At 71.2% G+C, this 11,082-nt stretch carries 10 protein-coding genes; 5 read left to right on the top strand and 5 right to left on the bottom strand.

The window, feature by feature from the left end; genetic code table 11:
- Window positions 1-26 precede the first annotated feature (26 nt).
- The 3 genes from ACFWBD_RS40960 to ACFWBD_RS40950 all read right to left on the bottom strand — a co-directional run bounded on the left by ACFWBD_RS40960 (window position 27) and on the right by ACFWBD_RS40950 (window position 4,655).
- A complete protein-coding gene (locus tag ACFWBD_RS40960; protein WP_385679159.1) occupies window positions 27-2,177 on the bottom strand; it encodes a SpoIIE family protein phosphatase in 2,151 nt (716 codons plus the stop codon).
- Between the two features lie 316 nt (window positions 2,178-2,493).
- Entirely contained in the window at window positions 2,494-3,186 is a 693-nt protein-coding gene (locus ACFWBD_RS40955; protein ID WP_385679156.1) for a DUF402 domain-containing protein, read from the bottom strand.
- Between the two features lie 83 nt (window positions 3,187-3,269).
- Window positions 3,270-4,655, bottom strand: coding sequence for a class II fumarate hydratase (locus ACFWBD_RS40950; protein WP_385679153.1), 1,386 nt, complete (start codon window positions 4,653-4,655; stop codon window positions 3,270-3,272).
- Window positions 4,656-4,802: 147 nt separating this feature from the next.
- Between ACFWBD_RS40950 and ACFWBD_RS40945 the strand changes: the two genes are divergently transcribed.
- Together ACFWBD_RS40945 and ACFWBD_RS40940 are read left to right on the top strand one after the other, a co-directional pair.
- Window positions 4,803-5,324, top strand: coding sequence for a SigE family RNA polymerase sigma factor (locus tag ACFWBD_RS40945; RefSeq protein WP_384124659.1), 522 nt, complete (start codon window positions 4,803-4,805; stop codon window positions 5,322-5,324).
- Between the two features lie 53 nt (window positions 5,325-5,377).
- Window positions 5,378-5,830: a hypothetical protein gene (locus ACFWBD_RS40940; RefSeq protein ID WP_385679149.1), complete on the top strand. Its 453-nt coding sequence runs from the start codon at window positions 5,378-5,380 to the stop codon at window positions 5,828-5,830.
- Window positions 5,831-6,091: 261 nt separating this feature from the next.
- Here ACFWBD_RS40940 and ACFWBD_RS40935 read toward each other — a convergent pair whose 3' ends face one another.
- Complete coding sequence (locus tag ACFWBD_RS40935; RefSeq protein ID WP_385679145.1) at window positions 6,092-7,753, bottom strand: fumarate hydratase; 1,662 nt, start codon at window positions 7,751-7,753, stop codon at window positions 6,092-6,094.
- Window positions 7,754-7,920: 167 nt separating this feature from the next.
- Between ACFWBD_RS40935 and ACFWBD_RS40930 the strand changes: the two genes are divergently transcribed.
- Together ACFWBD_RS40930 and ACFWBD_RS40925 are read left to right on the top strand one after the other, a co-directional pair.
- A complete protein-coding gene (locus ACFWBD_RS40930; protein WP_385679141.1) occupies window positions 7,921-8,607 on the top strand; it encodes a DUF1707 domain-containing protein in 687 nt (228 codons plus the stop codon).
- Window positions 8,608-8,796: 189 nt separating this feature from the next.
- Window positions 8,797-9,174 (top strand): WhiB family transcriptional regulator, encoded by a 378-nt coding sequence (locus tag ACFWBD_RS40925; RefSeq protein ID WP_385679138.1) that lies wholly within the window; start codon window positions 8,797-8,799, stop codon window positions 9,172-9,174.
- A 139-nt stretch (window positions 9,175-9,313) separates the two neighbouring features.
- Here the strand turns inward: ACFWBD_RS40925 and glpX are convergent, their stop codons facing one another.
- On the bottom strand, window positions 9,314-10,348 hold the full coding sequence (gene glpX / locus ACFWBD_RS40920) for a class II fructose-bisphosphatase (RefSeq protein ID WP_385679135.1): 1,035 nt from the start codon (window positions 10,346-10,348) through the stop codon (window positions 9,314-9,316).
- A 126-nt stretch (window positions 10,349-10,474) separates the two neighbouring features.
- Between glpX and ACFWBD_RS40915 the strand changes: the two genes are divergently transcribed.
- Window positions 10,475-10,999: a DUF4245 domain-containing protein gene (locus tag ACFWBD_RS40915; protein ID WP_385679132.1), complete on the top strand. Its 525-nt coding sequence runs from the start codon at window positions 10,475-10,477 to the stop codon at window positions 10,997-10,999.
- Window positions 11,000-11,082: the final 83 nt, after the last annotated feature.

Genomic DNA, 11,082 nt, shown 5'->3' with positions numbered 1-11,082 from the left:
CCTCTCCGCTGTTCCTGCCGCTTGTCTCAGCTCCGGTTCAACTCGAACCAGACCACCTTGCCGGTGCTGAGCCGGGTGGCCCCCCACCGCCGGGCCAGCCGGTTCACCAGATACAGGCCGCGGCCACCCTCGTCGGTCGCCCGGGCCTGCCGCAGCCGAGGCAGCTGCGGCACGTCGTCGCCGACCTCGCAGCGCAGCACATCGGTCCGCAGCAACCGCAGGGTCACCGGCCGCGAGGCGTACCGCACGGCGTTCGTGACGACCTCACTGACCAGCAGCTCGACGGAGTCGGTCATGTCCTCCATCCCCCAGCGGGACAGCGCCCGCCGGGCCAGCCGGCGGGCCCGGCCGGGAGCCGCGTCCTCCGGTTCGAGGAACCAGTACGCCACGTCGCTCGGCGCGATCCCGTCGAACCGGGCGGCGAGCAGCGCGATGTCGTCGTCCCGGTCGCCCGGGCCGAGCATGTCGAGCACCTCGTCGCACAGGGCCTCGAGCGGCGGCGGATGATCGGGCCCGGTCAGCTGGGCGGTCGCGGCGAGCTTCTCCCGCAGCTGCTCTATGCCGGTCGCCACGTCCCGCAGCCGGGACTCGACGAGACCGTCGGTGTACAGCAGCAGCGTCGCCCCGGCGGGGGCGTCGAGCTCCACCGCCTCGAAGTCGACCCCGCCCACGCCGATCGGCGCGCCCGGCGGCACCCGCAGCACCTCGGCCCGGCCGCCCAGGTGCAGCAGGATGGGCGGGGGATGGCCCGCGTTGGCGATGGTGATGCGGTGCGACACCGGGTCGTAGACCGCGTACAGGCAGGTCGCCATGCGGTCGGTGCCCAGCCGCTGGGCCTGCTCGTCGAGATGGTGCAGGACCTCCTGCGGGGGCAGGTCGAGGCCGGCGAGGGTCTGGGCCGTCGTCCGCAGCTGCCCCATGATGGCCGCCGACGTCATGGAGTGCCCCATGACGTCGCCCACCACCAGCGCCACCCGGCTGCCCGGCAGCGGGATGGCGTCGTACCAGTCGCCGCCGACCCGCGCGGTCTCGGCCGCGGGCAGGTACCGGGAGGCGAGCCGTACGCCCGTGGGGCGCGGCAGCGTCTCCGGCAGCATCGTGCGCTGCAGCTCGTCGGCGATGTACGCCTCACGGTCGTACAGCACCGCCTTGTCGATGCCCAGGGCGCTGTGCGTGGCGAGCTGGGCGGCCACCAGCAAGTCGTCGTTCTCGAACGGGATGCGTTCCGGGCGGCGCAGGAACACCGCGGCGCCGATCACCCGGCGACGGCCCCGCAGCGGGGCCAGGACGGCCCGCTGACCGCTCGGGATGGCCAAGGTGCTGTCCTCGCCCAGCAGTTCGGGCAGCGCGGCGCGTGCGGCCGGATGGTCGGCGAAGACCGGACGCACCCCGCGCAGCACCTCCGCGAGCGCCCCGCCGGGCCGTACCTCGCACAGCTCGGCGACCGCGGCCGACAGCTCGGCGGTCAGCTCACCCGGTTCCGGGGGCGGCAGGGCGAGCGCCGCGAAGCCGGTCTCGGTGTCCCGTTCCTCCGGGATGCGGTCGGTGCGCCGCAGCCGCAGCATGATGCGGTCCGCCGCGGGCCGTTCGTCGCCGACGGGCAGTGGGTCGCGCAGATAGACGAGGATCGCGTCGGAGAAGGTCGGCACGGTGGCCCGGCACAGCCCCATCACGATCTCGTCGAGGTCCAGGCCGCGGGCGATCCGCCGGGTCGCGGCGCCCACGAAGCGCAGCCGGTCCCCGTCCCGCCGCATCGGCGTGGGCCGGCCGGGCGTCAGTGTCCCTCCGGCGCGCCGGTCCTGCCCTTCCGGACCCCGCTCCGGGCGCGCGTCGGCGCCCGGCTGGGCCGGGATGGACTCGGGAGCGGGGCGCGGCCGGTGGTCCCCCACGCTGGGCTTGGCCCGCGCGGGAGGCGCCCCCATCGCCTCGTCGGACGCCGACGGCTGGGAGTGTTCGGTGCCGGAACCGGCCTCCGGACCGGCCGCATCCGTTCCCGTGGTTCCCTGGCCGCCCATGCCACCCTTTCCGCCCTTGCCGCGCGGTGTCGTCGTACCCGAGGCATCGGGCGGTAAGGCGGACGGGCCCGGCGCCGGCGCCTGGGTATGCAGCAGTGCCCCACGGGGATCCGTGGGGTCGACGCCCTGGGGGCGTTCGTAGGAGGTGGGCTGCTCCGTCACGCGTGTCGAATCCGTCCGTCCGGGGCTGCGCGCCGCGCGCGCAGTTGGTCCCGCAGGAAACCCGATACCCGGAATACGTGCCCCCGGAACGGAATTCCCGCGTGGTCAGAGGTTGTTCCTGTGTCACCGCTGGGCCGCGCGCGGCCCCGGGGGCCGAAGTCGAGCGTTCCGCCGGTGTTGCCCTCGTACCCCTCGCTCACGTGCTGCCGCCCCTCGATGACGTTCGGTCAGGCCCGGCGACTGCTCCGGGAGTTACTGCCAGCGTGCCTTGCGGAGGACGATCCTACGTTTGTCGCCCGGGGGCGCATCAAGGGTCTCATGTGGACATGTGCGCGGGCGTACGGTCCCAGTCCTCCGGCAGCAACGGTACGGCCCAGGACGGATCCGGGCGCCAGTTCTGCCAGCCCTCGCTGAACGGAGGCCCCCACGCACGGATCACCTCCACCGCCCTGCTGCCCGCCTCCCGCACCTGTTCGGCGACCGTCCGGTCCATCAGTCCGTCCTGCTGGGCCTGCGCGAACTCGTCCTCGTCGCGCAGACCCCAACTGCGGTCCGGGTAGACGCAGATGTCCAGGAAGTGGTCCTCGGAGTCCACCCCGCCGTCCCAACGGGCCAGCGGGGTCTCCAGGTTGACGTACCAGTTCTTGAACTGCCACCCCTGGTCCCAGAACAGCCACACCGACCACGGCTCGCCGGGCCGGGCCACCTTGAGCACCCCGGTGCCGAGCCAGTGGCCCCGGGCAACGGTACGCGGCTTGGTGTACCGGGTGCGCAGCGGCTCTTGGTGCGGCGGAGTGCCGTCCGCGAGCACCGGCTTGACGCACTGCGTGCCGGGGGCCAGCCACACGGCGAGCAGCTCCTCGTCGTCCCGCACGACGGTGACCGGGCGGGCGATGTGGAAGTTCGGCCCGCCGTTCTCCCGGTAGCGCCACAGGATCCGGCTCCCGGGCTCCCAGAAGGCCGCCGCACCACCAGTTCCCACGCGTCTCACCGCTCCACCGTCTGCCATGCACAGATATTAGGTGCCATGGGCATACGACGCTGCGGCGCGCGTCACGGTTCTCGCGCCGTGGCGCGAAAGCACACGAGGGTTCACGGGTGTGTCATCCGCAGGACATCCAGGGCCTCGTCGAGCTGCTCGACCGTCAGATCGCCGCGGTCCACGTACCCGCCGTCCAGCACCACCTGCCGGATCGTCCGCCGCTCCGCCAGCGCCTTCTTGGCCACCTTCGCGGCCTCCTCGTACCCGATGTACTTGTTCAGCGGGGTGACCACCGACGGCGAGGACTCGGCGTACTCCCGGGCGCGCTCGCGGTGCGCGACGATCCCGTCGACGGTCCGGTCGGCCAGCAGCCGGGACACGTTGGCGAGCAGCCGGATCGACTCCAGCACGTTCTTGGCGATCACCGGCAGCATGACGTTGAGCTCGAAGTTGCCCGCCGCGCCCGCCGTGGCCACGGTCGCGTCGTTCCCGACGACCTGCGCGGCGACCATCAGCACGGCCTCCGGGATCACCGGGTTGACCTTGCCGGGCATGATCGAGGAGCCGGGCTGGAGGTCGGGCAGGCTGATCTCGGCGAGGCCCGTGCGCGGACCCGAGGCCATCCACCGCAGATCGTTGGCGATCTTGGTGAGGCCCACGGCGATGGTCCGCAGCTGCCCGCTGGTCTCGACGACCCCGTCCCGCGCGCCCTGCGCCTCGAAGTGGTCGCGCGCCTCGGTCAGCGGCAGCCCGGTGGCCCGGGCGACCTCCTCGATGACGGCGGCGGAGAAGCCGGGGGGCGTGTTGATGCCGGTGCCGACCGCGGTACCGCCCAGCGGCAGCTCGGCGAGCCGGGGGAGCGAGGCGTTCAGCCGCTCCACGCCGTACCGCACCTGGGCGGCGTACCCGCCGAACTCCTGGCCGAGCGTCACGGGCGTGGCGTCCATCAGATGCGTCCGCCCCGCCTTCACCACGTCGGCGAACTCGGCGGACTTGCGCTCCAGGGCTGCCGCCAGATGCTCCAGGGCGGGAATCAGATCGCGGATGACGGCGCCGGTGGCCGCGATGTGCAGGGAGGAGGGGAAGACGTCGTTGGAGGACTGGGAGGCGTTGACGTGGTCGTTGGGGTGCACGGCCCGGCCCAGGCGCTCGGTGGCGAGGGTGGCGACCACCTCGTTGGTGTTCATGTTGGACGAGGTCCCGGACCCGGTCTGGAACACGTCCACCGGGAAGTGTTCGTCCCACCGGCCCTCGGCGACCTCCGCGGCTGCCTCCTGGATGGCGTCGGCGATGTCCTCGTCGACCACCCCGAGCCGCGCGTTCACCTTCGCCGCGGCCCCCTTGATCCGGGCCAGCGCCTCGATGTGCGCACGCTCGATGCGCTGTCCCGATACGGGGAAGTTCTCGACGGCGCGCTGTGTCTGGGCCCGCCACTTGGCGTTCGCCGGGACGCGTACCTCACCCATGGAGTCGTGCTCGATCCGGTAGTCGCTCATGTCCGGTACAGCGATCGGGGCGGCCCGGATGTTCCGCGCGCTGGGCCGTCCGGATGGCATCCGGCATGTGACCCAGGTCTCGTCGGGGTCGTGCAGCAGACGGGGGGCCGTTCACGTCGAGGAGGGGTGACAGGAAGGGAGGAGCGTGTGGAGACGGACTTCCAGGAATTCGTGGCCGCCCGGTCGGCCGCGTTGTTCAAGGGCGCGTTCGTCCTCACGGGAAACCGTGAGGCGGCCGAGGACCTGGTCCAGGAGACCTTGGAGAAGGCGTGCCGCAAGTGGCGCGTCATCGCCGCGAAGGACGCTCCGGACGCCTACGTCCGGCGGATCATGGTGAACCTGGCCAACGACCGCTGGCGGAGATTCCGCCGCCTGACCACGACCGCCCATCCGGAAGACGGCGACACCGCCGCCCCGGGGGACGAGTACGGGCAGGTCGACAGCAGGGACCAGTTGGTGCGCGCGTTGCAGCAACTTCCCATGCGGATGCGGACGGTGGTGGTGCTGCGATACTTCGACGATCTCTCGGACGCCGAGATCGCGGCCGATCTCGGCATCACGCCGAGTACGGTCCGCTCCCAGCTGGCCCGGGGCATCGAGAAGCTCAGAAGTCAGTTCCCCGCACTCTCCGGCCCTTCACCGCTGCGGCACCCGGAAGGAATCCGATGACCTCGTACGGCGACGCGCGGCCTTCCGCCCGCACACCATTCGAAGAGGAACTGATGAACGCCATGAACCGTTTCGCGGACTCCGCCGAGACCCCCGACTTCGACGCCTCCCGCATCGAGCGCCGCACCCGGCGCCGGCGGACCGTCGGCATCGCCGCCGTCGCCGCCGCGCTCATCCTGGGCGGCGGGGGCACGGCCCTGGCCACCTCGGTGGCGGGCGGGGGGAAGTCGGCGACCCCGGCGGCGACCAGCACGGCCACCGCGAGCGACGACGCCACCACCCTGCTCTACCTCTTCGAGGACGGTACGACCACGCGGATCCCCCTCGCGGGCCACAGCCTGGACATGGCCAAGCCGCTGCTCGAAAAGACGCAGACGAAGCTCGGCACTGTCACCAAGAAGGCCGTCAAGGGCTGCAAGCCGACCTCGGTGCTCGAGGTGACCCCGCACGCCCCGAAGACCATCAAGCCGGGCGACACGGTCAACTTCACCATCTGCGCCGGCTGACCAGGCCCTGACCTGACAACGACGCCCGCCCCTGCGTCAATCAGGGGCGGGCGTCCGTCACAGGATCACACGCGTCACACCAGACCCGGCCCCCGCACCGGAATCGACGTGAACGTCGGCGCCGGGGCCGGGTTTTGGAAGAAGTCGTTGCCCTTGGCACTGTCCCCGATGGCCGCCCTCGCACTGCTCGGCCCGGGGGGCCTCACAGGCTTCGGGCAGCCGCGCCGGACTCCGTCCGTCGGGGGGTTGCCGTCGGCCGTCTCACGCCCCGGAGCGTACCTGGATCGTGGTGAACGTCGGTGCCGGGGCCGGGTTTTGGAAGAAGTCGTTGCCCTTGTCGTCGACGACGACGAACGCGGGGAAGTCCTCGACCTCGATCTTCCAGACGGCCTCCATGCCGAGCTCCTCGTACTCGACGACCTCGACCTTCTTGATGCAGTCCTGGGCGAGCCGGGCGGCCGGACCGCCGATGGAGCCGAGGTAGAAGCCGCCGTGCGTGCCGCACGCGTCCGTGACCTGCTTGCTGCGGTTGCCCTTGGCGAGCATGACCTTGGAGCCGCCGGCGGCCTGGAACTGCTCGACGTAGGAGTCCATGCGGCCGGCCGTCGTCGGGCCGAAGGAGCCGGACGCGTAGCCCTCGGGGGTCTTGGCCGGGCCCGCGTAGTACACCGGGTGGTCCTTCAGGTACTGCGGCATCTCCTCGCCCGCGTCGAGACGTTCCTTGATCTTGGCGTGCGCGATGTCGCGCGCCACGACCAGCGGGCCGGTGAGGGACAGCCGGGTCTTGACCGGGTACTTGGTCAGCTCGGCGAGGATGTCGTCCATCGGCTGGTTGAGGTCGATCCTGACGACGTCGGAGGACTCGTCGAGGTGCTCGTCCGTGGTCTCCGGCAGGAAGCGCGCCGGGTCGGTCTCGAGCTGCTCCAGGAAGACGCCCTCGGCGGTGATCTTCGCGACGGCCTGCCGGTCGGCGGAGCAGGAGACGGCGATGGCGACGGGGAGGGACGCGCCGTGCCGGGGAAGGCGGACGACCCGTACGTCGTGGCAGAAGTACTTGCCGCCGAACTGCGCGCCGATGCCGATCTTCTGGGTCAGCTCGAAGACCTTCTCCTCGAGCTCCTTGTCCCGGAAGCCGTGCCCGAGCGGCGAACCCTCGGCCGGGATCTCGTCCAGGTAGTGAGCGGAGGCGTACTTCGCGGTCTTCAGCGCGTACTCGGCCGACGTGCCGCCGACGACGATCGCCAGGTGGTACGGCGGGCAGGCGGCCGTACCGAGCGAACGGATCTTCTCCTCCAGGAACTTCATCATGGAGGCCTCGTTCAGGACGGCCTTCGTCTCCTGGTAGAGGAAGCTCTTGTTGGCCGAGCCGCCGCCCTTGGCCATGAACAGGAACTTGTAGGCGCCGCCGTCTGCCGCGTACAGCTCGATCTGGGCCGGCAGGTTGGAGCCGGTGTTCTTCTCGTCCCACATGGTCAGCGGGGCCATCTGCGAGTAGCGCAGGTTGAGGTTCAGGTAGGCGTCGTAGATGCCGCGGCTCAGGGCCGCCTCGTCGCCACCCTCGGTGAGCACGTTCTGTCCGCGCTTGCCCATGACGATCGCCGTGCCGGTGTCCTGGCACATGGGGAGCACGCCGGCGGCCGCGATGTTCGCGTTCTTCAGCAGGTCCAGCGCGACGAACTTGTCGTTGCCGGAGGCCTCCGGGTCGTCGATGATGCGGCGCAGCTGCGCCAGGTGGGCCGGGCGCAGGTAGTGCTGGATGTCGTGGACGGCCTCCTCGGCGAGCTTGCGCAGCGCCTCCGGCTCCACCTTGAGGAACGTCCGCCCGTCGGCCTCGAAGGTGGAGACACCCTCGGCGGTCACCAGCCGGTAGGGGGTGGTGTCCTCTCCCATGGGAAGCAGATCGGTGTATGCGAACTCAGGCATCTCGCCCATTCCTCACTCGACAGACAGCGGGCCCGCCTCCATCGGCGGGCGCTCACCAGCGTAGAACCTGCCGTCGGTGGCGGGCTTGTGAGGTAAGGCTCAGTTCGGCGCCCGCCCGTTCCGAGGTGGGGCTATCGCGATCTATCGTGTTTCGGTACGCTGCTCTCGTGGACCTTCACAAGCAGAGCGCCGCCCCCGCGCCGGCCGCGGAGTTGCGCGCCTCGGACGCCGACCGTGACCGTATCGCCGACATCCTCCGCGAGGCCCTCGCGGAGGGCAGGCTGACCGCCGAGGAGCACGCGGAGCGCGTCGAGGGCGTCCTGGGCGCCAAGACGGTCGGCGAGCTGGAGGTCTTCGTCCGGGACCTGCCCGCCGCGCACGAGCGGCGCGCGGCCCCCTCCTCCGCCCCCAGCCGGCCGACCGCGGGCGCGATCCCCGCTGACCCCGACGACAACGTGGTCGCGGTCTTCAGCAGCGCCGTCCGCAGGGGCCGTTGGCGCGCCGGCCGCCGGATCCACGTCTACGCGGTCTTCGGCACCGTCGAGATCGACCTCACCGAGGCGCTCTTCGAATACCAGCAGGTCGTGATCAAGGCGATCTCGGTCTTCGGCAACGTCGAGGTGCGCGTCCCGGAGAACGTCTCGCTGCGCGGAACCGGCGGCGCGGTGCTGGGCAACTTCGAGGTGGACTCGCTCGATTCGCCCCAGCCCGACGCCCCGGTGGTCTACGTGGACGGCTGGGCGGTGCTGGGCAACATCGAGGGCCGGCCGAAGCGGGGCAAGCTCGTCGCGGACATTCTCGATCGGGTTCAGCACAAGGTCGACAGGAGTTTCCGCAAACACCTGGGTCATTGACGGCCGTGAACGTCACCGCCGGGCGGCCGGGGCGGCCGGGCCGTGAACTTCACCGCCCGAGCGGCCGGGGGCGGCCGGATGTCCGCCCGGGGGCGCGGCGGTCGGGAACTCAGTGCATAGGCACGCGCACAGCGGGTAGGCCTTGCTGCATCGTCTCTCGCTCGCGAAGCCGTCGTCAGGAGTAGACCCGTGCTGCAACCGCCGCATTCGCCCGTGCAGGTCGCCGCTGTTCCGGCCCAGCGGGTACCAGCGCGCGACAGGGATCAAGACGCCCCCTGGCATACCGAGGCGGTGTGCCGACGCGACGAGGCAGGCCTGTTCTTCGCCCCCTCCAAGGAGCCCACGGCCGCCCGGCTCTCCCGCGAGGAAGCCGCGAAACGGGTCTGCGCGCGCTGTCCCGTCATGGTGGAGTGCCGCGAACACGCGCTCCTCCAGCCGGAGCCCTACGGCGTCTGGGGCGGCCTCACCGCCGCCGAACGCCGGGTGGCCCTCGCCCGGCGCCGCCGCCGCGACGTGGAACTGAAGAAGGCCGCACAGTCGTCGGGCCGCATAGCGCAGGCGGGCTAGCCACCCCCGGAGCAGCGAGGGGCGCCCCCTCCGCACCGGGGGCGCCCTGCTTCTTTGCTGGTAGGGGCGCGGGGAACCGCTTGAACAGCCACAACGGACCGCACTCGCCGACGATCCGAACCACCGGCCCCGTGGGCGGCTACTTGGCCCGGTCGAAGTCCACGGCGCTGTAGGCCCGCAGCTTGCTCAGGCGATGCTCGGAGTCGATCCGCCGGACCGTGCCGGACTTCGACCGCATCACGATCGAGTCGGTGGTCGCGGTCTCCGACCGGTACCTGACCCCGCGCAGCAGCTCACCGTCGGTGATGCCGGTGGCGACGAAGAACACGTTCTCGCCGGTCACCAGGTCCTCGGTGGTCAGGACGCGGTCGAGGTCGTGGCCGGCGTCGAGCGCCCGCTGCCGCTCCTCGGCGTCCTTGGGCCACAGCTTGCCCTGGATGACACCGCCCAGGCACTTCACGGCGCAGGCCGAGATGATGCCCTCGGGGGTGCCGCCGACGCCGAGCAGCAGGTCGACGCCGGTGCCCTCGCGCAGGGCCAGGATCGAGCCGGCGACATCACCGTCGGAGATCAGCTTGATGCGCGCCCCGGTCTCCCGGATCTCCTTGATGATGCCGTCGTGGCGCGGGCGGTCCAGGATGACGACGGTGACGTCCTCGGGCGTGACCCGCTTGGCCTTGGCCACCCGCCGGATGTTCACGGCCACGGGCGCGTCGATGTCGACGTAGTCGGCGGCTTCGGGGCCGGTGACCAGCTTGTCCATGTAGAACACGGCGGAGGGGTCGAACATCGCGCCCCGCTCGGTGGCCGCGAGGACGGCGATCGCGTTCGGCATGCCCTTCGCCGTCAGCGTGGTGCCGTCGATCGGGTCGACCGCGATGTCGACCTCGGGCCCGGTCCCGTCACCGACGCGCTCGCCGTTGAAGAGCATCGGGGCCTCGTCCTTCTCGCCCTCGCCGATGACGACCACGCCGTTCATCGACACGGTGGAGACGAGGGTCCGCATGGCGCGCACCGCGGCGCCGTCGGCCCCGTTCTTGTCACCGCGTCCCACCCAGCGGCCCGCGGCCATGGCGGCGGCTTCGGTCACGCGGACGAGTTCCAGGGCGAGGTTGCGGTCGGGGGCCTCGGAGGGGACATCGAGTTCGGACGGCAAATGATGATGCTCGGTCATCGGAGCGCACCTTTCTGATACGACGACGGCCGGATGAGGGTTCGAACCCGACTCTATCGTCAGTCCGACAAAATGAGCAGGGGACCCCACGGATGAGCGCATCGGGCACCTGCGACGATAGGGGGCGTGGCAGGTTCGAACGGCAAGCAGAAGACGGCCCGCGACATGATCCTCTCCCTCGGGGTGATCGTGATCGCGGCGTGGGTCATATACCTCTTCGTCCCGCACGACGATCGCCCTCGCGACGTCCAGCGGGTCGACTACCGCGTCGAGCTCCTCACGGCGCGCCGCGCGGCGTCCTACCCGGTGGCCGCGCCCGAAGGCCTGCCCGACACCTGGAAGGCGACCTCGGTGCGTTTCCAGGGCGACGACTTCGACGCCTGGCACCTCGGTTTCCACGCTCCCGACGGGGAGTACGTGGCGGTCGAGCAGTCCACTCAGCAGCGCTCGGAGTTCGTCGAGGAGGCCAGCCAGGGCTCGAAGGCGACCAAGGTCACCGAGCAGATCGGCGGCCGTACCTGGATCCGGTACACCGGCGGCCGCTACGACGCGCTCGTCCTCCAGGGCGCGGCGGGTTCCACCACCGTGGTGGCGGGCACGGGGTCCTTCGAGCAGCTGTCGGCGATGGCCGGGGCGCTGAAGCTGGCGTGAACGCCGGCTGACCTGCGATGAGGTCCGCGTAGGCACCCGCGAAGTGACATGGGAAGAGGCCCCCGGCGAGCGCGCCGGGGGCC

It is taken from the genome of Streptomyces sp. NPDC060002, assembly GCF_042737245.1.
Taxonomy (GTDB): Bacteria; Actinomycetota; Actinomycetes; order Streptomycetales; family Streptomycetaceae; genus Streptomyces.
Note: the sequence above shows the minus strand (reverse complement) of the source record. Positions and strands in the feature narration are given on the sequence as shown.